We start from the raw sequence: 22,587 nt of genomic DNA, 5'->3' as shown, positions 1-22,587 counted from the left end.
ATCCGGAAAGACGGGGAATCCCTATCGTCATCTTCTTATGCAAGGAAAACGTTAAATGACGACAGCTGCTGAAATTATGAAACAAATCAAAGACAACGACGTCAAGTTCGTCGATCTGCGCTTTACCGACCCCAAGGGCAAGCTGCAGCACGTGACGATGGACGTTTCGGCTGTCGATGAAGACATGTTCGCCGACGGCATCATGTTCGACGGTTCGTCGATCGAGGGCTGGAAGGCCATCAACGAGTCCGACATGGTCCTGATGCCCGACACTGCAACGGCCCACATGGACCCCTTCTTCGCACAGTCCACAATGGCTGTTTTCTGCGACGTTCTCGAGCCGCTGTCCGGCGAAGCCTATAACCGCGACCCGCGTGGCACGGCCAAGAAGGCTGAAGCCTATCTGAAGTCGACCGGCATCGGCGACACCACCTTCTTCGGCCCCGAGCCCGAATTCTTCGTTTTCGACGATGTTCGTTTCGCTGCCGATCCCTACAACACCGGTTTCCAGCTCGACAGCACCGAACTGCCGTCGAACGCCTTCACAGAATATGAAACCGGCAATATGGGTCACCGGCCGCGCACCAAGGGCGGCTACTTCCCGGTTCCCCCGGTCGACAGCGTCCAGGACATGCGTTCGGAAATGCTGACTGTTCTGGCCGAAATGGGCATCACCGTCGAAAAGCACCACCACGAAGTGGCTTCCGCCCAGCACGAGCTCTGCATGGTCTTCGACACGCTGACCCGCATGGCCGACAAGACGCAGATCTACAAGTATGGCGTGCACCAGGTTGCCCATGCCTATGGCAAGACCGCAACCTTCATGCCGAAGCCGGTCTATGGCGACAACGGCTCGGGCATGCACGTTCACCAGTCGATCTGGAAGGACGGCAAGCCGACCTTCGCCGGTGATGAGTATGCCGGTCTGTCGGAAACCTGCCTCTACTACATCGGCGGCATCATCAAGCATGCCAAGGCCATCAACGCCTTCACCAACCCGCTGACCAACTCCTACAAGCGTCTGGTCCCGGGCTTTGAAGCTCCGGTTCTGCTGGCCTACTCCGCCCGCAACCGTTCGGCCTCTTGCCGTATTCCGTTCGGCTCCTCGCCGAAGGCAAAGCGCGTTGAAGTCCGCTTCCCCGATCCGGGCGCTAACCCCTACCTCGCCTTCGCAGCCCTGATGATGGCCGGCCTCGACGGCATCAAGAACAAGCTGCACCCCGGCGACGCCATGGACAAGGACCTCTACGACCTGCCCAAGGAAGAGCTGAAGGAAATCCCGACGGTTGCCGGTTCGCTGCGCGAAGCGCTCGAGAGCCTGGATGCCGACCGCGCCTTCCTGACCGCCGGCGGCGTGTTCGACGACGACCAGATCGATGCCTATATCGACCTGAAGATGGAAGAAGTGCTGCGTTTCGAAATGTCGCCGCACCCGGTCGAATTCGACATGTACTACTCGGTCTGATTTCAGCCCGAGCCGTCTTTCGGACAGATCAAGACCGGTCGCCCTCGGGCGGCCGGTTTTCTTTTTGTTTTCAAAAGCTTTTGCGGCAAAACCGATGCGCCTCTTGCAGTCTCCGTGGTGCGTTTCCATATAGTATTCGAAAGGAAATGCTCATGAAGATACGCGAAGCGAAATACAATATCGGCGACATCGTCCGCCATCGTACGCTTCCCTTTCGGGGCGTGATATTCGATGTGGACGCGGAATTCTCCCGCACCGACGAATGGTACAATTCGATTCCGCCGGAAATCCGCCCGGACAAGGATCAGCCCTTCTATCACCTCGTCGCGGAAAACGACGAGAAGGGCTATGTGGCCTATGTCTCCGAAGGCAATCTCGAACATGATCTGAGCGGCGAACCGCTGCGCAACCCGCAGATCGGCGAGATTTTCACCGTGACGGACAATGGACAGCTTGCCCCGCGTTACGCAGTCTCCCACTGATGTGATGCGGATATTGACCCGACATGAAAAGGCCCGGCCGCCATGGGGCGACCGGGCCTTTCTTTTTGTTCGGATCTGCCTGATCAATTGCCGCCGGTGGCGCTCTGCTGGGCTTCCTCGATCTTCTTGCGGCGGTCGACGGCCATCTTCTTGATCGATTCGTCTAGGTTGCGCTGGCTCTCGACGAGATCGGGCTGGCTGATCGGGTCGCCGTCAAAGGCGGCCGTAAAGCCACTGAGCGTCACGTCGACCGGGTTCGGCTGCTGGCGCACGTTCACCGAGGTGAAGGTCACCTTGCCGCCGCGCTTCATGGCGTTGACGAGCGTGTCGGTCAGCGGCGCCTGGGCGATGCACTGTTCGTTGGTGCAGAGCGCATAGTCGACGCGTTGCGGGCTCGAATTGTCGATCTGCATGGTCACGCCGGCCGGAATGACGCGGAAGGTCGGCACGGTGATCTGCAGCATCGGCTGGCCGTTGCCGCCCTGCGGCGTGATCAGGCCAACGGCGGTCAGCACCTGGCCGTTCTCGGCGCGGGCATAATTCTGAACGATGCAGACATTGGCCTGACCGTTGTCGTTACAGGTCTTGAACCAGCCCTGGGTGGGCAGTCCCTGGCCCTGCTGCTGGGCCGCCTGCTGGTCCTGGGCCGATGCGCCGCCGGCGGAGATGCCGGCAATAGTGAAAGCGCAAACCGCGACATGCTTCATAAATCTGGCGCGTGAAAGCATGAAATATCTCTCCTGGTTCGTCTGCATGAGGTCAATGGTGCTGGAACCTGCATGCCTAATGTTACCGAAATGCGGCAGACCATCCCTCATTCGGGCCTCAACCGCCAGTGTTTCCCCTGATATCGTCACATTCGTTCGTGTTCTACCCCCGAAAACGTCTAAATTGCCGCGAAACCGCAAAATCCCGCCTGTATTTCGCAAGCCGCTGCGCCCATGCTAGTCTCGGGCAACTAGGGATCAAGACAGGACGAATCGATGCGCATCATTGTTCCTCTCCTCTTTTCCGTGGCGTGGGCGGGCGCGGCCGTCGCCGATCCGCTCTACGGCATCGCCATGCATGGCGACCCGGCCCTGCCGCCGGACTATCAGCATTTCAGTTACGTCAATCCGGATGTCAAGAAGGGCGGCGATATCACCTATGGCGTGGTCGGCTCCTTCGACGCGCTCAATCCCTTCGTGCTGAAGGGCATGCGCTCATCCGCCCGCGGCCTGTGGGAGGAAGAGTTCGGCCACCTCGTCTACGAGCCGTTGATGAAACGCTCGCGCGACGAACCCTTCACGCTTTACGGCCTTCTCGCGGAAACGGCCGAATGGGACGCGGAACGCAGCTACATCCAGTTCAACATGGATCCGCGCGCAAAATGGGCGGACGGCGAGCCGGTGACGCCCGAGGATGTGATGTTCACCTTCAACCTGCTGAAGGACAAGGGCCGCCCGCCCTATAACCGCCGCCTCGATCTGGTCGAAACGATGGAAAAGGTCGGCGAGCGCGGCGTGCGCTTCACCTTCAACGACAAGGCCAACCGGGAAACGCCGCTGATCTTCGCGCTGATGCCGGTTTTCCCCGCGCATGCGCTTGATCCGGAAACCTTCGACACGAATACGATGGCCATGCCGCTCGGTTCCGGCCCCTACACGATCGACACGGTGGAGCCCGGCCAGCGGATCGTCTACACCCGCCGCGACGATTACTGGGGCAAGGACCTGCCCTCGATGGTTGGCTTCGCCAATTACGACAAGATCACCGTCGACTATTACCTGCAGAGTTCGACGCTCTTCGAGGCGTTCAAGAAGGGCGCGGTCGATATCTATCCCGACGACGACCCCAGCCACTGGGCAAGGGCCTATGATTTCCCCGCCGCCAATGACGGCCAGGTGATCAAGGATACGTTTTCGCCCGAGACGCCGACGGGCATGATGGGCTTCGTCTTCAACACGCGCCGTCCGAAGTTCGAGGACGCGCGGGTGCGCGAGGCGTTGTCGAATATCTTCGATTTTCAGTGGGTCAACCGCACCCTCTTCGACAACGCCTATCAGCGCACCGAAAGCTACTGGCAGAATTCCGCGCTTGGCGCATACGGCAATCCCGCGACCGAAACCGAGCGCGAATTGCTCGAGGACGCGATCGACGTGATCGACCCGAAAATCCTCGCCGGCGACTACGCCATGCCGGTCACCGATGGATCCGGTTCCGACCGCAAGGTGCTGGGCGCTGCCGTGCGTCTTCTGGCCGAAGCCGGCTACAAGATCGACGGCGGCAAGATGATCGGACCGGACGGCAACCAGTTGTCCTTCGAGGTGATGACAACCAATTCCGCCCAGGAGAAACTGGCGCTCGCCTATCAGCATTCGCTGAACCTCATCGGCGTGGCGATGACCATCCGCACCGTGGATGACGCCCAGTACCAGAAGCGGCTCAACACCTTCGACTACGACATGATCGTGCTGGTCGCGCCGGGCTTCTACTATACGTCATCGCTGTCACCGGGCGCCGAGCAGATCTGGCGCTGGGAGACGCGCTCGCGCGATATCGAGGGCACGTTCAATTTCGCCGGCGTAGCCAACACCGATGTCGACCGCATGATCAATGACATGCTGGAGGCGCGCTCGACCGAGCACTTCACCGATTCCGTGCGCGCCCTTGACCGGTTGCTCGTCAACGGTCACTACATGCTGCCGCTCTATCATCGGGACGGTCAGTGGGTGGCGCGCTGGAGCGATATTGAGCCGCCGGCTGAAACACCTATCTATGGCTATCAGCTTCCCACCTGGTGGGATGCGTCCGCGCAGTGAGGCCTGCCTGCATGCCGGCGCCCCCTCTTGAGCCATACTCGGACTTGACCCGGGAGTGACACCGGAAAGGGTAAGCCTGCCGGCGGGCAAAACGGCCAACCAGCGCCTCCTAATTTTGGAAAGGAACGGTATGAACACCGTAACCATCGACGCCGTCATCGATGTCGTCTGCCCATGGTGCTATCTCGGCAAGGCACGTCTCGACCGCGCCATCTCCGCGCTCGAGGGGGATGTCGAAGTGGTCGTGCAGTGGCGTCCCTTCGAGCTTGATTCGACCATTCCGCCGGAGGGCGTCGACAATCAGGCCATGCTCGCCGAAAAGCTTGGTAGTCCGATCCGCCGCGACGAGATGCATGAACAACTCACAAATCTTGGCCGCGAGGAAGGCATCACCTTCAATTTCGACCGTATCCTGATCAGGCCGAACACGTTCGATGCCCACCGCCTGCTGCTCTGGGCCCATACCGAAAGCATCGCCATGCAGAATGTGGTGGTCAATCGGCTCTACAAGGCCAATTTCGAGGAGGGGCGCAACCTCGGCGACCATGCGGTGCTGGCCGATATCGCCGCCGAATGCGGCATGGACCGCGAGATGGTCGCGCGGCTTCTGGCAAGTGACGCCGATGTCGACATGGTGCGCAACGAAATCGCCAATGCCGAACAGATGGGCGTCACCGGCGTGCCCTTCTTCATTCTGAACCAGAAATACGCCCTGAGCGGCGCCCAGCCGGCCGAAGTGCTGCAGAACGCACTGCAGCAGCTCGCCTCCGGCGACGTCGCCTAACCAGCTTCGGCAATCTTCGATAGCTTGTTCATGATGATCGCGGCCTGGCCGAGGCGCTTTTCGGGCGTCGGCAGGTCGCGGTTGAAGAACACGCTCTGGTCCGGCCTGATCTTGGCCGAGACGCTCTGTTCGGCGATGAACTGGACAAGGCCCGCCGGGTTCGGGAATTCCTTGTTGCGGAAGGTGACGACGATGCCCTTCGGCCCGGCATCGAGCTTTTCGACATTGGCCGTGCGGCAGAGCGACTTGATGAAGACCACCTTCAGCAGCGACTGCACCGCCTCCGGCATCGGCCCGAACCGGTCGATCAGTTCCGCGCCGAAAGCGTCGATCTCGCCGGCATCGGTCAGTTCGCCAAGGCGGCGATAGAGCGCCATGCGGAGGTTTAGGTCCGGCACATAGCTTTCCGGGATCATCACCGAGGTTCCGAGCCCAATCTGCGGCGACCAGTCGCTGCCGCCGGCATCCTCGTCGCCCTTGGCCTCGGCGACCGCTTCCTCCAGCATCTGCTGGTAAAGCTCGAAGCCGACCTCCTTGATGTGGCCGGACTGCTCCTCGCCCAACAAATTGCCCGCCCCGCGAATATCGAGATCGTGGCTTGCAAGCTGGAAGCCGGCGCCGAGCGTGTCGAGCGACTGCAGCACTTTCAGCCGGCGCTCCGCCGTATCCGTCATGCGCTTGTTCGCCGGCAGCGTGAACAGCGCGAAGGCGCGGATCTTCGAACGGCCGACCCGGCCGCGCAACTGGTAGAGCTGGGCCAGGCCGAACATGTCGGCGCGGTGGACGATCAGCGTGTTGGCCGTCGGCACGTCGAGGCCGGATTCGACGATCGTCGTTGACAGCAGCACATCATAGCTGCCGTCATAAAAGGCATTCATGATGTCCTCGAGCTGGCCCGCCGCCATTTGCCCGTGGGCGACGGCGACTTTCAGTTCCGGCACTTCCGCCTGCAGGAAGGCCTGCACCTCTTCCAGATCGGAAAGCCGCGGACAAACATAAAAGCTCTGGCCGCCGCGATAGTGTTCGCGCATCAGGTTCTCGCGGATCACCAGCGGATCGAAGGGCGAGATGAAGGTCCTGACGGCCATGCGGTCGACAGGCGGCGTGGTGATCAGCGACAGTTCGCGCACGCCGGTCATGGCAAGCTGCAACGTGCGCGGAATGGGCGTCGCCGAGAGCGTCAGCACGTGCACATCGCTCTTCAGCTCCTTCAGCCGCTCCTTGTGTCGCACGCCGAAATGCTGCTCCTCATCGATGATCAGGAGGCCGAGATTGGCGAACTTGATCGAGGTGCCGAGGAGCGCATGCGTGCCGACCACGACATCGACCTTGCCTTCGGAAAGGTCCTTCTTGGTCTGCGCCAGTTCCTTGCCGCTGACGAGACGCGAGGCCTGGGCAACTTTGATGGGCAGTCCGCGGAAACGCTCTATGAAGGTCTTGTAGTGCTGACGCGCCAGCAGCGTCGTCGGCACGACCACGGCCACCTGGACACCGTTCATGGCCGCCAGGAAAGCAGCCCGCAGCGCCACTTCTGTCTTGCCGAAGCCGACATCGCCGCAAATCAGCCGGTCCATCGGCCGGCCAAGGCCGAGGTCGCCGCGCACGGCTTCAATGGCGTTATACTGGTCTTCCGTCTCTTCATAGGGGAAACGGGCGGCGAACTCGTCATAGAGCCCCTCGGCCGCCACCAGCGGCGGCGCGGTGCGCGTCGCACGCTTGGCAGCGATCGCGATCAACTCGTCTGCCATGTCGAGAAGCCGCTTCTTCAGACGCGCCTTCTTAGCCTGCCAGGCGCCGCCGCCAAGCCGGTCCAGCGGCACATCGGCCGCATCGGAGCCATAGCGCGACAGGAGTTCGATATTCTCGACCGGCAGGAACAGCTTGGCATCGTCTGCATAATGCAGTTCCAGGCAATCACGCGGCGCGCCGGCCGCCTCGATCGTCCTCAGTCCCGTGAAACGACCGATGCCGTGTTCGGCGTGAACGACCAGCGATCCTTCATCCAGTCCGGAAACCTCGGTGATGAAGTCGCTGGCTTTCCTGTTCTTTCTGGTCTTTCGGATCAGCCGGTCGCCGAGAATGTCCTGCTCGCCGATCACATGCAGGTCGCCGGTCTCGAAACCGCCCTCAAGACTGAGGACCGCGCTCGCCGCCTCGCCCTTGGCAAGGCTCTGAAGGTCCGCAAGCGCCTTGACCGGCTTGATCTTCGAAAGCCCGTGTTCCTTCAGGACCTGCAGCAGACGGTCGAGCGAGCCCTCCGACCAGCCGGTGATCAGCACCTTGCCGCCCTTCGAGCGCGTGTCGGCAATATGCCGGACGGCCTCCTCAAACACATTCGCCCGCTCGCCGTCTTCTTGTTTTCGCGCCTGCGCGGCAACGGCCCAGCGCGGGCCGGCATGGGCCTCGAGCGCGATCACCGGCTTGCCGAGCGAGGATGCCTCGTTGAAGGGCGAAAGCCGCACGGCCGCGTTCGCTTCGAGCCCGGCGGCAAATGCGGTCTCATCGAGATAGAGCATGTCCGGCGGCACGGGCTTGTAGGGCGCGCCCTGCCCGCCATGGGCGGCGCCGAGATTGGTGCGGCGGGCCTCGTAATAGTCCTCGATCAGATCCGCCCTGTCATTCGCCGCCTCGCGCGCCGTATGGTCGAAGACGATCCGGAAGCCGGAAAGATAATCGAACATGGTTTCCAGACGCTCGTAGAACAGCGGCAGCCAGTGTTCCATGCCGGCATAGCGACGGCCTTCCGAAACCGCCTGGTAGAGCGCGTCATCACGCGTTGAGGCGCCGAAGAGCGACAGGTAGTTCTTGCGGAAGCGGGCGATGTTCTCGTCGTTCAGCGTCACCTCGCTCATGGCGTTGAGCGTGAACGCCTTGACCGAGCCGATGGTGCGCTGCGTCGCGGCATCGAAGGCGCGGATCGATTCCAGCGTGTCGCCGAAGAAATCGAGACGCAGGCCGTTTTCGGCTCCCGGCACAAAGACATCGAGAATGCCGCCGCGCACCGCATACTCGCCGACGGCACGCACGGTCGGCACGCGCTCGAAGCCCGCATCGGTCAGCCGGCGGACAATCACCTCCATGTCGATCACCTGGCCGGCGCGGGCGGAAAAACCGAGCGTCGCGACAATCTCGCGCGGCGGCAGTTTCTGCAGCATGGCATTGACGGTGACGAGGATGATCGCCGGATGCGGCTTTTCGGCATGCGCAATGAGGCCCGACAGAGCCGAAAGCCGCCGCGCGGACGTGTCCGCTCCCGGTGAAACGCGGTCATAGGGCAGACAGTCCCAGGCGGGCAGCGTCAGCACCGGAATGTCAGGTGCCGCAAAGCCGAGCATCTGCTCGAAATCGGCGATCCGCTGGCCGTCGGACAGCACATAGGCAACCGACTGGCCGGCGCGCGCCATCTCTGCCAAGACCAGCGGTTCGGTTCCCGGCACGGCATTGGCGATGGTGACGGCGCCGCTGAGGCCATCCAGCTTTTTCGGGTTAAATCCGGCTATCATGTTGTCGCAAAAATCTTCAGATGTCTTTTTCGACCGGATCGAAATCCGGCCTGTATGCGCAGATGCGTTCGAAGAGCGGAATACGCAAGTGGTCTGGCACCGGTTCGGCGCCGTTGATCCATTTGATCAGGTCATTGTCTTCCTCGGCCATGATCATTTCGAGCGCGTCGAGCGTCTCGTCATCCATGTCGGCGAGATTCTCCTCGGCGAACTGGCCGAGAACGAGATCCATCTCGCGGATGCCGCGGTGCCAGCAGCGAAACAGGATCCGCCGGCGGCGGGGGTCGAGATCGGCGCTCGAACGTTTCAGACCGGTCATTTCAAAAACCTTCTTTGTTGATTGGTCTCTATAACCGCTCGTTTCGCGCTTGTCAGCCTTGCCAAAGCGCTTCCTTGGGTCCAATTGGGAATAATGCGCCCGGCTTTGCTCGACCCCCTGTTCGCGCCCGTCACCTCGCTTTCCGGGATCGGGCCGAAGCTTGAAAAGCTTCTCGCCCGCCTTACCGGGCGCGACGACGAGGCGCGCGTCATCGATCTGGTGTTCCATACGCCGACCTCGCTGATCGACCGTCGTCTGAGGCCGGGCATTGCCTATCTGCCCGAAGGCGCGATCGTGACGGTCGAAGGCCGTGTCGACCGGCACCAGCCGGCGCCGGCGCGCTCCAGTGCGCCCTACCGGGTGTTCATCCATGACGACACGGGCGAGCTGACGCTGACTTTTTTCCGCGCCAAGGCCGACTGGCTGGAAAAGGCGCTTCCCGTCGGCGAGACGGTGCTGGTCAGCGGCCGGGCCGAATGGTTCAACGGCCGCCCCTCCATGGTGCATCCCGATTACATGGTAACCGCCGACAAGGCGGATACGCTGCCGGAGTGCGAACCGGTCTACCCGATGACCGCGGGGCTCTCGCCGAAAGTTCTGCGGCGGGCGATCGACAGTGCCAGCGAGCGGGTCCCGGCCTTTCCTGAATGGATTGACGGCGAAATTGTCAGGCGCCAAGGCTTTCCGGCGCTGAGGGAAGCGCTGCTTGCGCTTCACAATCCGCGCGACGAAACCGATCTCGAACCGCAGGCCCCGGCACGGCGCAGGCTCGCCTATGACGAACTTCTGGCTGGCCAGCTGTCGCTTGCCCTTGTCAGAAGCCGGATGCGCCGGACAAAGGGACGGCCGGTTCACCCGACGGACGCGCTTTCCGGCAAGGTCCGCGCCGCCCTGCCCTTCGCGCTGACCTCCGGCCAGGAAGAAGCCGTCTCGGCGATCCTTGCGGACATGGCCCAGGAAACGCGCATGCTGCGCATGCTCCAGGGCGATGTCGGCTCCGGCAAGACGGTCGTCGGGCTTCTGGCCATGCTGGCGGTGGTGGAGGATGGCGGACAGGCCGTTCTGATGGCCCCGACCGAGATCCTCGCGCGCCAGCACTTTGAAGGCATCGCCGCGCTGGCGGAAAAGGCGGGCGTCGCGGTCAAGCTTTTGACCGGCAAGACAAAGGCGGCCGAGCGCCGCGTTATCGAGGCGGAAATCGCCGACGGGACGGCGCGGATCGTTATCGGCACCCACGCATTGTTTCAGGACAATGTCAGCTATCATGATCTGCGGCTCGCAATCGTCGACGAGCAGCACCGTTTCGGCGTGCACCAGCGGCTGAAACTGACCGCCAAGGGCATGTCGCCGCATCTTCTGGTGATGACCGCGACGCCGATCCCGCGCACGCTGGTGCTGGCAGCCTTTGGCGACATGGATGTCTCCAACCTGACCGAGAAGCCGGCCGGACGAAAGCCGATCCAGACCGTGACGATCCCGACAGAGCGGATCGGCGATGTCGTCGGCCGTCTGCGGCAGGCGCTTGACGAAGGAAAGAAAGCCTACTGGATCTGCCCTTTGGTGGAAGAATCGGAGGCCGTCGATCTCGTGTCCGCCGAGGAGCGCCGGGAGACGCTGGCGAAGGCGCTCGGGCCGGAACATGTCGGCCTCGTGCATGGCCGCATGTCGTCCGCCGACAAGGAAGCGGCCATGGAGGCCTTCAAGAGCGGCGAGACACGGCTTCTGGTGGCAACCACCGTGGTCGAAGTCGGCGTCGACGTGCCGGACGCGACAATCATCGTCATCGAGCATGCCGAGCGCTTCGGCCTAGCCCAGCTTCACCAGCTGCGCGGGCGGGTCGGCCGCGGCGACGAGGCCTCCTCCTGCATCCTGCTCTACAAGGGGCCGTTGTCGGAGACCGGACGGGCGCGGCTTTCCGTCCTGCGCGAGAGCAATGACGGGTTCCGGATCGCCGAGGAAGACCTGAAGCTGCGCGGCGAAGGCGAGCTTCTCGGCACGCGCCAGTCCGGCATGCCGGGCTTCCGCTTTGCCCATCTGGAGGCGCATGGCGACATTCTGGCGCTTGCCCGCAAGGACGCCGCTTATGTCGTCAACCAAGACCCCGAGCTTCAGGGGGAGCGCGGCAAGGCGCTGCGCATGCTGCTCTATCTCTTCCGCCGGGACGAGGCGATCCGCAATCTCAGCGCCGGCTGAGGCCCTTCACACTTCACCGAAAAACGCCTGATGGAAGGCAACCGCGCCCGAAGGCACGTCATCATCGAAAGGCAGAAGCAGAAGGTTTTCGGGCGGCACGCCCTCAAGCGTCACGCTGGGTTCCGCCTGGAAGCCGTAACGTCCGTAAAAGCCGGGATCGCCGACCAGAACGGCGCCGCGCGCGCCATCATCCTTCAGGAGTTCAAGCCCGCCCAGCAGCAGCGACGAGCCGATGCCCTTGCGCTGGTAGTCGGGATCGACCGCAAGGGGACCGACGCCGAACCAGTCTCTGGCGCCATCGGAAAAGCCAACCGGCGAGAACGCGATGTGGCCGACAACCTTGCCGTCTTCCTCTGCGACAAGGGCCAGAGCAAGGGCGCAGGTCTTTCTGAGCCGCCGCACGATATCCGGTTCGCTCCCGTCGCTGTGCGGATGGTTGTAGAAGGCGCGACGCACAAGCGCATCAACGGCTCTGACATCTTCGAAGCGTTCGCGGCGTATCTTCATGGTGTGATCCTCCTGGCCGCGTAGATTATCACATTTGATAGGAATGCGACTTGATACGTCTCACTCCACCGTCACGGCCTTGGCAAGGTTGCGCGGCTGGTCGGCATCCGTGCCCATGAAGACGGCCGTGTGATAGGCCAGCAACTGGATCGGCAGGGCGAACACCATGGGCGCGATGAATTCCGGCATGTCCGGCAGCACGATCGTCTCCATGGTCTTCAGGTCGGACGCGGCCGCTCCGGCCTCATCGGTGATGAAGACGATACGGCCGTCGCGGGCGGCGACTTCCTGCATGTTGGAGACCGTCTTTTCGAAGAACCGGTCATGCGGCGCGATGACGATGACCGGCATATTTTCGTCGATCAGCGCGATCGGTCCGTGCTTCAGTTCGCCCGCGGCATAGCCCTCGGCGTGGATATAGGTGATTTCCTTCAGCTTCAGCGCGCCTTCCAGCGCCAGCGGATAGCTTGTGCCGCGGCCGAGATAGAGCACGTGGTGGAAGCGCGACAGTTCCCGCGCCAGGCGTTCGATCTGCGGCTGGACTGCATGCAGCACCCGGTTCATCAGTCGCGGCACTTCCGAAAGCTGGTGAACGAGCGCCTGCTCCTCCTCCAGCGACAACGTCCCGCGTTCGCGTCCTGCTCTCAGCGCCAATGAGGCCATCAGCGCGAGCTGGCAGGTGAAGGCCTTGGTCGAGGCGACCGAAATCTCCGGCCCGGCGAGAATGGGAAAGACCGCATCGGCCTCGCGAGCAATCGTCGAGCCGGTGACGTTGACGAGCGCGCCGGTCCTGACACCGTTGGCCTTGCAATAGCGCAGCGATGCCAGCGTATCGGCGGTCTCGCCGGACTGCGAGATGAACAGCGCCAGCTGGTCTTCCGACAGCGGCATTTCGCGATAACGGAATTCCGATGCGACGTCGATCTCGACGGGCAGCCGGGCGAAGCGCTCGATCCAGTACTTGCCGATCAGGCCGGACAGGTAGGCGGTGCCGCAGGCCGCGATTGCCAGCTTCGAGACGTTCGAGAAATCGATCCCGTCGCCATCCGTCTGCGCCCGCTGGTTGGCGAAATCGCAATAATGGCCGAGCGTGTGCGAGATCACCTCCGGCTGGTCGAAGATTTCCTTCTCCATGAAGTGGCGGTGATTGCCCTTGTCGATCAGCATCGAGGAGAGCTGCAGCGGCTGGCGCTTGCGGGAAACGGGCGCACCGGAGAAATCGCAGAACTCGACGCCGTCACGATCGATGATCGCCATGTCGCCGTCCTCGAGATAGGAAATTCCGTCGGCAAAGGGCGCAAGCGCGATCGCGTCCGAACCGACATACATTTCCGAGGAACCGTAACCGACGGCCAACGGCGGACCGTAGCGGGCAACATAGAGCGTTTCCGGCCGGTCCTGGAACAGGATCACCAGGGCGAAGGCGCCGGTGACCCTTTGCAGCATGGCGAGCACTGCGTCACGCGGCGCAAGGCCTGCGCGGCGGTGCTTGTCCAGCAGCCTCGCGACGATTTCCGTGTCGGTCTCGGTCTCGAACACCACGCCGTCCGCCGCAAGCTCGGCGCGCAGTTCGGCGAAATTCTCGATGATGCCATTGTGGACCACGGCGACATCGCCGGCGACATGGGGATGCGCATTGGTCTCGTTCGGCACGCCATGGGTCGCCCAGCGGGTATGGGCTATGCCGGTCACGCCGTCGACAGGATCCTCTGAAAGGCGGGCGCGCAGGTTTTCAAGCTTGCCCGGCGCGCGCCTTCTGGAAAGCGCTCCATCAGCCTCGATGACGACGATGCCGGCGGAATCATAGCCGCGATATTCCAGGCGCTTCAACGCATCGACAAGCCGCTCGGCGACCGGCTCGCGGCCGACAATTCCGACAATTCCGCACATTCCGCTGTTCTCTCCGCTGAAATTCTAGGATTTTGATTGTTTCGCCGCCTTGATGGCGCGGGCGCGGATCAGTTCGGCCCGCCCTTCCCTGTTTTCCTGCCGACCGCGCGCGATCGCCAGCGCATTGTCCGGCACGTCGGTGGTGATCACGCTGCCGGAGCCGACATAGGCGCCGTTGCCGATCGCGACCGGCGCGACCAGTGCCGAATTGGAGCCGATGAAGGCGTTGTCGCCGATCGTTGTCCGTGCCTTGTTGACGCCGTCATAATTGCAGGTGATCGTTCCCGCGCCGATATTGGCCTTCGCGCCTATGCTGGCGTCGCCGATATAGCTCAGATGGTTGACCTTGGCGCCGACGCCGATATCGCCGTTCTTCACTTCGCAGAAATTGCCGACCTTGGCATCGTCATGCAGCACCGCGCCGGGTCTGAGGCGCGCAAACGGCCCCACCTGGCTGCCGGAAGCGACCGAAGCGCCTTCGATATGGCTGAAGGCATGGATGGTGACATTGGCGGCAATGCGCACGCCCGGCCCGAACCAGACATTGGGCTCGATCACCGTGTCGGGCCCGATCTCGGTATCATAGGACAGGAACACCGTCTCCGGGGCGATCATGGTCACGCCCTCAAGCATCAGTTCGCGGCGGCGGCGCGCCTGCCAGATGCGTTCAAGTTCGGCGAGCTCGGCGCGGTTGTTGCAGCCAAGCACCTCGTCGGGCTCGGCCATCACCACGCTCGCCTTACCACCCTTTGCGAGCGCCACTTCGACCACATCCGTCAGGTAAAACTCGCCCTTGGCGTTGTCATTGCCGATCGCATCGAGGAACGCGAGCGCGCGACGGCCGTTGAGCGCCATCAGGCCGCTGTTGCAGAGCCTCACCGCGCGTTCGTCGGCGCTTGCATCCTTTTCCTCGCGGATTGCCGTCAGCGCCCCGTCGCGCACCAGCAGTCGGCCGTAGCCCGTCGGATCGCCGGCTTCGAAGCCGATGACCACCACGTCACTGCCTTCGGCCAGCGCGGAGCGGGCCCGGCCGAGCGTTTCGGCGGTGATCAAGGGCGTATCGCCATAGGTGACGATGAGGTCGTCAAAGCCGGCGGCAATCGCCTCGCGCGCGGCAAGCACGGCATGGGCGGTGCCGAGGCGTTCCGTCTGCTCGAAGGTTCGAAGCGCCTTTTGCGGCGCGGCGCAGGCGGCAGCGACCTTGTCGCCGTCCCGCCCGACGACAAGCACCGTCTCGTTCACGCCGGAGCGGGCAACGGTGTCGACCACATGGGCCGCCATGGCGCGGCCGGCCACTTCATGCAGCATCTTGGTCTTGTCCGATTTCATCCTGGTGCCGTCGCCGGCGGCAAGAACAATGGCCAGAGCGCTGCGTGACATGAAACCTCCATATGCGAACCGGTTACCGCTTTTAGCGTATTCGTGCCCGAGACCTATTCAAAAATTATGAATGAAGTTTATCCGTTTCAGACATTAGAGCGTCCTTTGTGCGTCCATTCGGACGCACAAAGGACGCTCTAACTATTGAATCTACGCATCGTGCTTTCCGAAAATCGATTCCGATTTTCGGGCCGATGCGCTAGCCGGGACGCAACAAAAAAGGCGCCCTTGCGGGCGCCTTTCCTGTATCGGTTGTGCCGGGATCATTCCGAGCTCGGAATTGTTCCGTCAACGCCTTCGACCAGAACGTTGAGTCCGAGCAGAGTGCCGTCATCGGCTTCCTCGCCTTCGGCGAGCCACGGCGTGCCGTCCTGCAGGGTGACCGGACCGGTAAACGGCTTCAATTCGCCGGAGATGATCTTGGCCTCGGTCTCTTCAGCCAGCGCCTTCACGTCATCGGGCATGTTGGTGTAGGGCGCCATCGACAGAATGCCGTCCTTCAGGCCGTCCCAGCTCTGTTCCGAGGTCCAGGTGCCGTCTTCAACCGCCTTGACGCGCTTGATGTAATAGGGCGCCCAGGTGTCGAGGATCGCCGTCAGCTGCGTTTCAGGACCAGCCTTGATCATGTCGGAAGCCTGGCCGAAAGCCTTGACGCCACGCTCAGCGGCAATCTGCATCGGCGCGGTCGTGTCGGTATGCTGCGCCAGAACGTCGACGCCCTGGTCGATCAGCGCCTTGGCGGCGTCGGCTTCGCGGCCCGGGTCGAACCACGTATTGGCCCAGACGACCTTGGTGGTGAAGTCGGGGTTGACCGACTGCGCGCCGAGCTGGAAGGCATCGATGCCCATCACGACTTCCGGGATCGGGAAGGATCCGATATAGCCGCCGATGCCGCTTTCGGAGACCGAACCGGCGATAACGCCGGAAATGTAACGGCCCTCATAGAAGCGCGAATTGTAGGTCGCGACATTGTCCGCCGTCTTGTAACCGGTTGCGTGTTCGAACTTCACGTCCGGATATTTGGCGGCAACCTTCAGCGTCGGTTCCATGAAGCCGAAGGAGGTGGTGAAGACGATGGTGCAGCCGGAACGGGCCATGCGCTCGATCGCACGCTCGGCGTCCGGGCCTTCCGGAACATTTTCGATATAGGCGGTTTCAACGTCCAGCGTGGCTTCCAGCTCCTGACGGGCTATGTCATGGGCCTGGGTCCAGCCGCCGTCGGTCGCCGAACCGACATAGACGAAGCAGGCCTTGACGTCTTCCTGGGCAGCGGCGCCCGTGGCAGCAAAGCCGGCCATGACAGCCGCTGAGGCGGCAAGTGCGAGTTTCAGGGATTTCATCGTTCACCTCTTTCGGTTTGATCTGAAATGATAAGTTTACCTTGCCTAGCGGTCCGGCACAAAGGGTTTGCCAAGCGCCGCCGGCGTGTTGATCAGCGTCATCCTGCGGTTCTGCGAGATGATGACGAGGACGAGAATGGTCACCGCGTAAGGCAGCGCCGAGAGGAACTGCGAGGGGATGGCGATGCCGAAGGCCTGGGCATGAAGCTGGCCGATGGTGACGGCGCCGAAAAGATAACCGCCGAGCAGAACGCCCCAGGGCCGCCACGAGGCAAACACCACCAGCGCCAGCGCGATCCAGCCCCTGCCCGCGGCCATGTTCTCCGTCCATTGCGGCGTGTAGACCAGAGAAAGCTGCGCGCCGGCAAGGCCCGCGCACGCGCCGCCGAACATGACGGCGAGATAGCGAATGCCGATGACATTGATGCCGAGCGCGTGAGCCGAGGCGTGACTGTCGCCGACGGCGCGGAGCACGAGGCCCTTGCGCGTCTTGAACAGGAACCAGGAGGTGCCGGCCACAATGGCGATCGACAGGTAGAAGAACAGATCCTGATCAAACAGCAACGGTCCGATGAAGGGGATATCGGAAAGCACCGGAATGTCAAATGACGGCATTTTCACCCCGGCCCGGCCGACAAGGTTTTCGCCGATCATCGCCGAGAGCCCCTGCCCCAGAATGGTGAGCGCCAGGCCCGTCGCAACCTGGTTGGCCACCAGCGTCAGCGTGAGGAACCCGAAGAGCAGCGAGAAGACCGCGCCGGTTGCAAGGCCGGCCAGCATGCCAACATAGGGCGAACCGGTGGCATGAGCGGCGGCGAAGGCACCGACAGCGCCCATGACCATCATGCCCTCAACACCGAGGTTTAGGACGCCGGCGCGCTCGCAGACGAGTTCGCCGATTGCGGCCAGCACCAGCGGCGTCGATGCGGTGATGACGGTGAGGAGAATGGCTTCGACGATCATGACGCTTTCCCCTCAGACGACTTGCCCGCGAAGACGACCCGCACCTTGTAGAGGATCAGAGTGTCGCAGGAGAGAACGAAAAACAGAAGCATGCCCTGGAACACGCGCGTCACCTTGTCGGAGACGCCCAGCGTGAACTGCACGCCCTCGCCGCCGATATAGGTCAGCGCTAGCACCAGACCGGAGACAATCGCGCCAAGCGGATTGAGACGCCCGAGGAATGCGACGATGATGGCGGTGAAGCCGTAGCCGGGCGAAATCTGCGGCTGGAGATAACCAAGCGCGCCGGAGACCTCGGAGATGCCGGCAAGGCCTGCCAACCCGCCGGAGAGCAGGAAGCAGAACCAGACCATCTTGCGCGACGAGAAGCCGGCGAACCGCCCTGCCCGCTGCGACTGGCCGATGACGTTCACTTCAAAGCCCTTCAGCGTGAAGCGCATCATGAACCAGACGACGAGCGCGGCCAGAATCGCAAGCGCGAAACCGTAATGGGCACGGCCGGAAGCAACCATTTCCGGCAGCATTGCGGCATCGACGAATTCGCGCGTCTGCGGAAAATTGAAGCCCTGCGGATTGCGCCACGCGCCGCGCACCAGCCAGTCGAGGAAAAGCTGAGCGACATAGACCAGCATAAGCGAGGTCAGGATCTCATTGGTGTTGAAATAGTTCTTCAACAGCGCGGGAATGCCGGCATAAAGCGCGCCGCCGACAGCGCCCATGACAAGCATGATCGGCAGAAGCAGCGGCGATGACCATTCGTAGAAATAGACTGGCACGATGGAGCCGACGATGGCGCCGACGGTGAACTGACCCTCCGCGCCAATGTTCCAGATGTTGGAGCGGTAACAGACCGTCAGCCCCACCGCGATCATGATCAGCGGCGCGGCCTTGATCATCAGTTCGTGCAGCGACCAGATGTCGAACAGCGGCTCGATGAAGAAGCTGTAGAGCGCCTCGATCGGGTCCTTGCCCAGAAGCGCGAACATGATCGCGCCGAAAAACACGGTCAGGCCGAAGGCGATCAGCGGCGAAAGCAGCGAAAACAGCGGCGAACTGTCGGCGCGCCGTTCAAGTTCAATGCGCATCGGCAGTCTCCACATCCTTGCCCGCATCCTCGCCATGGATGCCGCCCATCAACAACCCGATCCGCTCGCGCGTCATCGTTTCGGCCGGATGGCTGTCGGACAGCTTCCCCTCGGAAATCACGGCGATCCTCGTGGCAATTTCAAAGATCTCGTCGAGATCCTGGGAGATCACCAGAACGGCGGAACCGGATTTGGCAAGGTCGACCAAGGACTGGCGGATATGGGCCGCAGCGCCGGCATCCACGCCCCAGGTTGGCTGATTGACGATGATGACCTTGGGCTTGCGGTCAAGCTCGCGCCCGACGATGAATTTCTGCAGATTGCCGCCGGAGAGCGAACCCGCCGCCGGGTTCTCGCCGCTCTTGCGCACATCCATGAAGCCGGCGATTTCGCCGGTCCTCGCGCGGGCGACCGCGCGGCGGATGACTCTCAGCGGCCCAGCGGCCAGAAAGGTCTCCGATTCGGCCTGGTTGCGCGCGAGGATGAGGTTTTCCGAAAGCGTCATGCCGGTCACCGCGGCATGCCCGTGGCGCTCCTCGGGAACGAACCCCGCGCCGAGCTTTCGCCGGGCATTGATGCCTTTCGAGCCGACAGGCTGGCCGTCGATCTGGATGGAAATGTTGTCGTCCACCGGATATTCGCCCGAAAGCGCGTCGAACAGCTCCGACTGACCGTTGCCGGCCACCCCAGCGATCGCCAGCACCTCTCCCGCCTTGACCTCGAGATAGATGTTTTTCAGCGCCGTTGAGAACGGGGTGCGCGCCGGCGCGGTCAGCCCCTTTGCCTCAAGCAGAACCCTGCCGGCCGTCATCGCTTCCGGTCGGGTAATCTCGGATACTTCGCCACCGACCATCATGCGGGCCAGAGAGGACGCCGTCTCGTTGCGCGGATTGCAGTCGCCCGTCACCTTGCCGTGGCGCAGCACTGTCGCCTTGTCGCAGATGCGCTGCACTTCCTCCAGCCGGTGGGAGATGTAGAGAACTGATCGTCCCTCCGCCTTCAGTTTGGCGAGCGTCTCGAACAGCCGGTCCGCCTCCTGCGGGGTCAGCACCGATGTCGGTTCATCGAGAATGATCAGACTTGGATTTTGCAGCAGCGCGCGCACGATCTCGATTCGCTGGCGCTCGCCAACGGACAGATCCGCCACATGGGCGCGCGGATCGAGCGGCAGGCCGTATTCGACGGAGAGCCTGCGCGATTCCTCCGCGATCTTGGCAAGCGAAATGCCGGGATCGAGCGACAGTGCGATATTTTCGGCAACGGTCAGCGCCTCGAACAGCGAGAAATGCTGGAACACCATGCCGATGCCGATCTTACGGGCGGCGGCCGGCGCCTCAATCCGCTGCGGCTTTCCCTCCCACAGGATTTCGCCTTCGGAGGGCTCCAGCACCCCGAACAGCATCTTCACCAGTGTGGATTTGCCAGCGCCGTTTTCGCCGAGCAAAGCGTGAATTTCGCCCTTGTCGATGGTGAGATCGATGCCGTCGCATGCGGCGAAAGTCCCGAAATATTTTGTCAGACCCCGAACGGACAGCAGCGATCCGCTCTCCTGATTATTGTTTTGGTTCAAACTGCCCTCCGGCCTTCACCCGAAAACGCACCCCCGGTACTGCCGCACGCATCACATCCCGGAAATTGACTAAAAAATAGAACATCCCCCGCATTGCGCATAAATGAAGCACGAACCCTCATTGAAACGCAATGACTTTCGCCGGTTTGCCAACCACTTTATTTGTTTGCGATGCCGCTCCGTCCTAGAACTCCGCCCTGGTCTCGGCCGCGCGCGAACCGAGCTTCGGCAGAAACTGCAATACGATCCCGATCAGATAAAGATAGACTCCGCTGGCGACAAACAGCGCCTCTATGAAGACCGGCGCGTCGAAGCGCGCGAGAAGCGCGATGAAACCGGTTACGCACCAGACCGCGAAGACGCCCAGATTGAGCGGCCGGAGTCGCTTAACCCTGACGGGATGCAGGAAGTTGACGGGCGCGAAGGTGAGCGCGACGGAAACGAGCACGATCGCCATGGCCAGCAAAGAGGAAGGCTCGATCACGAAGAAGGAGAACACAACCATGTTCCAGACCACGGGAAAGCCGGAGAAGAAATTCTCGTCCGTCTTCATTCCGCTATCGGCATAATAGATGGCGCTCGAGACGACGATCAGCGCCGCCGCGACGAAGGACAGCGGTTCGCCGATCATGTGCGACTGATAGAGCGCAAAGGCCGGCAGCAATACGTAGGTCACATAATCGATGATGTTGTCGAGCATCACGCCCGACCAGCTCGGCAGAACCTCGCTTACTCGAAGCCGTCGCGCGATGGGACCGTCAATGCCATCGACGAGAAGGGCAGCGGCCAGCCACCAGAACATGGCCACGAATCGCCCTTCGGCTGCGGCAACCACGCCAAGGAAAGCCAGAAACGAACCCGATGCCGTCAGAATGTGGACGGAAAACGCCCGGATCTCCGCATAAGGAACTTTGCGCTGACTGAATAAACCCATTCGATTCCCGTCACGTTCTGGCCAGAAAAGGCCCTTCGGCCTCGATTGGGCACACAATGCACCAGAACCGGGCCGAGGTACAAAAAAAACATGTTTTTCCATAATTTTTCGCGGCAAAACCGGGCAAGTCGCATTATATCGGATGCGAACGGATCCTGGTTGAGACGAGGTTTATCGAATGTCAGATTATGAGATTGCCGTAGTCGGCGGCGGACCAGCCGGAATGATCTCTGCGCTCGCTCTGGCCCGCGCCGGTCGCAGCATCACCCTCGTCGCGCCTTCGCCAAAGGCGGGCGACCATCGCACCACGGCGCTGATGGATCACTCGATCGCGCTCCTCGCCCGCCTCGGCCTCTGGAAGGCGATCAGACCAGAAGCCGCCGCCCTGAAGACCATGCGCATCATCGACGGCACTGGTCGCCTGGTACGCGCGCCGACCGTTGCATTCCGCTCGGCGGAGATCGATCTCGAGGCCTTTGGCTATAATATCCCGAACGCGGTTCTCGTGACAAAACTGGCGCAAGCGGTCGAAGCGGAGCCGAATATCACCCACCTTGAAACCACGGCAGACGCGATTGCCGTCGGCAAGGACGCCGTCGAACTGACGCTTGCCGACGGCAGAGATGTTTCGGCGGAACTCGTGGTCGGTGCGGACGGACGCCGTTCGAAGGTCCGTCAAAGTGCGGATATCGCCGTAAGGCAGTGGTCCTACAGACAATCCGCCGTCGTCTTGAATTTCAGCCATGCGCTCTCCCATGACGATATTTCAACGGAGTTTCACACAAGGGGCGGCCCCTTCACGCAGGTGCCGCTGCCGGACAGGAACCGTTCCAGCCTTGTCTGGGTGATGGATACGCCCGACGCCGAGGCGATGGCCGCCCGGACGGAAACCGAAATCGCCGCTGCCATCGAAGAGCGCATGCAGTCGCTCCTGGGCGCCGTCACCGTTGAGGGACCGGTTCAAAAATGGCCGCTCTCCTCCATGGTGGCGAACCGCTTCGGCAAGGGCCGGATGGTTCTCGTCGGCGAGGCTGCCCATGCGTTTCCACCGATCGGCGCGCAGGGGCTCAATCTTTCGCTGCGCGACATCATGCGCCTCGCCCGCATGCTGGACGGCATCGACGGCTCGAAGATTTCGCCAAGGACCGGCGAACGTTATGATTTCCTGCGCCGCTCCGATGTCTGGAGCAGGACGGCGAGCGTCGACCTTCTGAACCGTTCGCTGCTGGCCGATTTCATTCCCGCCCAGCTTGCCCGTTCCGCGGGCCTTTACATGCTCTCCGCCGTGCCGCCGTTGCGGCAGTTCGCCATGCGCGAGGGTGTGCAGCCGCTCCGCGGTGTGCGTGCGCTGTTTGCCGGCTGACGCGCCGG

17 protein-coding genes are annotated in these 22,587 nt (G+C 62.3%); 6 read left to right on the top strand and 11 right to left on the bottom strand.

Translation table 11 applies throughout. The features are described 5' to 3' along the window. Positions 1–55: 55 nt before the first annotated feature. Together glnA and hspQ are read left to right on the top strand one after the other, a co-directional pair. Positions 56–1,465, top strand: a complete 1,410-nt coding sequence (gene glnA / locus GGR30_RS01945) for a type I glutamate--ammonia ligase (RefSeq protein WP_183481829.1) — start codon at positions 56–58, stop codon at positions 1,463–1,465. A 152-nt stretch (positions 1,466–1,617) separates the two neighbouring features. Further along, positions 1,618–1,947 carry a heat shock protein HspQ gene (gene hspQ, locus GGR30_RS01940; protein ID WP_138749051.1) on the top strand — a complete coding sequence of 110 codons (330 nt, stop codon included), beginning with the start codon at positions 1,618–1,620 and terminating at the stop codon, positions 1,945–1,947. Positions 1,948–2,030: 83 nt separating this feature from the next. Here hspQ and GGR30_RS01935 read toward each other — a convergent pair whose 3' ends face one another. Further along, positions 2,031–2,675 (bottom strand): invasion associated locus B family protein, encoded by a 645-nt coding sequence (locus GGR30_RS01935; protein WP_183481826.1) that lies wholly within the window; start codon positions 2,673–2,675, stop codon positions 2,031–2,033. Positions 2,676–2,930: 255 nt separating this feature from the next. Here GGR30_RS01935 and GGR30_RS01930 point away from each other — a divergent pair, with 255 nt between their 5' ends. Next, positions 2,931–4,748, top strand: coding sequence for an extracellular solute-binding protein (locus GGR30_RS01930; protein ID WP_183481823.1), 1,818 nt, complete (start codon positions 2,931–2,933; stop codon positions 4,746–4,748). A gap of 130 nt (positions 4,749–4,878) precedes the next feature. Continuing rightward, positions 4,879–5,532: a DsbA family oxidoreductase gene (locus tag GGR30_RS01925; protein WP_183481820.1), complete on the top strand. Its 654-nt coding sequence runs from the start codon at positions 4,879–4,881 to the stop codon at positions 5,530–5,532. Here GGR30_RS01925 and mfd read toward each other — a convergent pair. Both mfd and GGR30_RS01915 read right to left on the bottom strand, forming a co-directional pair. Next, positions 5,529–9,035 carry a transcription-repair coupling factor gene (mfd, locus tag GGR30_RS01920; RefSeq protein WP_183481817.1) on the bottom strand — a complete coding sequence of 1,169 codons (3,507 nt, stop codon included), beginning with the start codon at positions 9,033–9,035 and terminating at the stop codon, positions 5,529–5,531. The two genes, GGR30_RS01925 and mfd, sit on opposite strands and share 4 nt — an antisense overlap. 16 nt (positions 9,036–9,051) lie before the next feature. Next, positions 9,052–9,354 (bottom strand): succinate dehydrogenase assembly factor 2, encoded by a 303-nt coding sequence (locus GGR30_RS01915; protein WP_183481814.1) that lies wholly within the window; start codon positions 9,352–9,354, stop codon positions 9,052–9,054. Between the two features lie 93 nt (positions 9,355–9,447). Between GGR30_RS01915 and recG the strand changes: the two genes are divergently transcribed. Continuing rightward, positions 9,448–11,547: an ATP-dependent DNA helicase RecG gene (gene recG / locus GGR30_RS01910; protein WP_183481811.1), complete on the top strand. Its 2,100-nt coding sequence runs from the start codon at positions 9,448–9,450 to the stop codon at positions 11,545–11,547. 6 nt (positions 11,548–11,553) lie between these two features. Here recG and GGR30_RS01905 read toward each other — a convergent pair whose 3' ends face one another. The 8 genes from GGR30_RS01905 to pcsA all read right to left on the bottom strand — a co-directional run bounded on the left by GGR30_RS01905 (position 11,554) and on the right by pcsA (position 21,216). Then, positions 11,554–12,054, bottom strand: a complete 501-nt coding sequence (locus GGR30_RS01905) for a GNAT family N-acetyltransferase (RefSeq protein WP_183481808.1) — start codon at positions 12,052–12,054, stop codon at positions 11,554–11,556. A gap of 60 nt (positions 12,055–12,114) precedes the next feature. Continuing rightward, positions 12,115–13,944 carry a glutamine--fructose-6-phosphate transaminase (isomerizing) gene (gene glmS, locus GGR30_RS01900; RefSeq protein ID WP_183481805.1) on the bottom strand — a complete coding sequence of 610 codons (1,830 nt, stop codon included), beginning with the start codon at positions 13,942–13,944 and terminating at the stop codon, positions 12,115–12,117. Between the two features lie 24 nt (positions 13,945–13,968). Then, positions 13,969–15,324: a bifunctional UDP-N-acetylglucosamine diphosphorylase/glucosamine-1-phosphate N-acetyltransferase GlmU gene (gene glmU / locus GGR30_RS01895; protein ID WP_183481802.1), complete on the bottom strand. Its 1,356-nt coding sequence runs from the start codon at positions 15,322–15,324 to the stop codon at positions 13,969–13,971. A 263-nt stretch (positions 15,325–15,587) separates the two neighbouring features. Then, positions 15,588–16,664, bottom strand: a complete 1,077-nt coding sequence (locus GGR30_RS01890) for a BMP family ABC transporter substrate-binding protein (RefSeq protein WP_183481799.1) — start codon at positions 16,662–16,664, stop codon at positions 15,588–15,590. A gap of 45 nt (positions 16,665–16,709) precedes the next feature. After that, on the bottom strand, positions 16,710–17,627 hold the full coding sequence (locus GGR30_RS01885) for an ABC transporter permease (RefSeq protein ID WP_183481796.1): 918 nt from the start codon (positions 17,625–17,627) through the stop codon (positions 16,710–16,712). Continuing rightward, the gene (locus GGR30_RS01880; RefSeq protein WP_183481793.1) at positions 17,624–18,712 is read right to left on the bottom strand and encodes an ABC transporter permease; all 1,089 of its coding nucleotides are present in this window, start codon (positions 18,710–18,712) and stop codon (positions 17,624–17,626) included. The genes GGR30_RS01885 and GGR30_RS01880 overlap by 4 nt, the downstream gene beginning before the upstream one ends. Next, a complete protein-coding gene (locus tag GGR30_RS01875) occupies positions 18,702–20,282 on the bottom strand; it encodes an ABC transporter ATP-binding protein (protein WP_183481790.1) in 1,581 nt (526 codons plus the stop codon). The genes GGR30_RS01880 and GGR30_RS01875 overlap by 11 nt, the downstream gene beginning before the upstream one ends. Positions 20,283–20,466: 184 nt before the next feature. After that, a complete protein-coding gene (gene pcsA, locus GGR30_RS01870) occupies positions 20,467–21,216 on the bottom strand; it encodes a phosphatidylcholine synthase (protein WP_183481787.1) in 750 nt (249 codons plus the stop codon). A gap of 178 nt (positions 21,217–21,394) precedes the next feature. Here pcsA and GGR30_RS01865 point away from each other — a divergent pair, with 178 nt between their 5' ends. Further along, positions 21,395–22,579: a UbiH/UbiF family hydroxylase gene (locus GGR30_RS01865; protein ID WP_183481784.1), complete on the top strand. Its 1,185-nt coding sequence runs from the start codon at positions 21,395–21,397 to the stop codon at positions 22,577–22,579. Positions 22,580–22,587: the final 8 nt, after the last annotated feature.

The sequence above is a fragment of the Martelella radicis genome, from assembly GCF_014196625.1.
GTDB lineage: Bacteria > Pseudomonadota > Alphaproteobacteria > Rhizobiales > Rhizobiaceae > Martelella > Martelella radicis.
This window is presented reverse-complemented; position numbering and strand designations above follow the sequence as displayed.

Excerpts from the sequence above, each read along its gene's own strand:
- pcsA (WP_183481787.1), bottom strand. The coding sequence starts at position 21,216 with ATGGGTTTATTCAGTCAGCGCAAAGTTCCTTATGCGGAGATCCGGGCG.
- GGR30_RS01930 (WP_183481823.1), top strand. The coding sequence starts at position 2,931 with ATGCGCATCATTGTTCCTCTCCTCTTTTCCGTGGCGTGGGCGGGCGCG.
- recG (WP_183481811.1), top strand. The coding sequence starts at position 9,448 with ATGCGCCCGGCTTTGCTCGACCCCCTGTTCGCGCCCGTCACCTCGCTT.
- mfd (WP_183481817.1), bottom strand. The coding sequence starts at position 9,035 with ATGATAGCCGGATTTAACCCGAAAAAGCTGGATGGCCTCAGCGGCGCC.
- GGR30_RS01880 (WP_183481793.1), bottom strand. The coding sequence starts at position 18,712 with ATGCGCATTGAACTTGAACGGCGCGCCGACAGTTCGCCGCTGTTTTCG.
- GGR30_RS01925 (WP_183481820.1), top strand. The coding sequence starts at position 4,879 with ATGAACACCGTAACCATCGACGCCGTCATCGATGTCGTCTGCCCATGG.
- glmU (WP_183481802.1), bottom strand. The coding sequence starts at position 15,324 with ATGTCACGCAGCGCTCTGGCCATTGTTCTTGCCGCCGGCGACGGCACC.
- hspQ (WP_138749051.1), top strand. The coding sequence starts at position 1,618 with ATGAAGATACGCGAAGCGAAATACAATATCGGCGACATCGTCCGCCAT.
- GGR30_RS01905 (WP_183481808.1), bottom strand. The coding sequence starts at position 12,054 with ATGAAGATACGCCGCGAACGCTTCGAAGATGTCAGAGCCGTTGATGCG.
- GGR30_RS01935 (WP_183481826.1), bottom strand. The coding sequence starts at position 2,675 with ATGCTTTCACGCGCCAGATTTATGAAGCATGTCGCGGTTTGCGCTTTC.
- GGR30_RS01890 (WP_183481799.1), bottom strand. The coding sequence starts at position 16,664 with ATGAAATCCCTGAAACTCGCACTTGCCGCCTCAGCGGCTGTCATGGCC.
- GGR30_RS01885 (WP_183481796.1), bottom strand. The coding sequence starts at position 17,627 with ATGATCGTCGAAGCCATTCTCCTCACCGTCATCACCGCATCGACGCCG.
- glmS (WP_183481805.1), bottom strand. The coding sequence starts at position 13,944 with ATGTGCGGAATTGTCGGAATTGTCGGCCGCGAGCCGGTCGCCGAGCGG.
- GGR30_RS01915 (WP_183481814.1), bottom strand. The coding sequence starts at position 9,354 with ATGACCGGTCTGAAACGTTCGAGCGCCGATCTCGACCCCCGCCGCCGG.
- GGR30_RS01865 (WP_183481784.1), top strand. The coding sequence starts at position 21,395 with ATGTCAGATTATGAGATTGCCGTAGTCGGCGGCGGACCAGCCGGAATG.
- glnA (WP_183481829.1), top strand. The coding sequence starts at position 56 with ATGACGACAGCTGCTGAAATTATGAAACAAATCAAAGACAACGACGTC.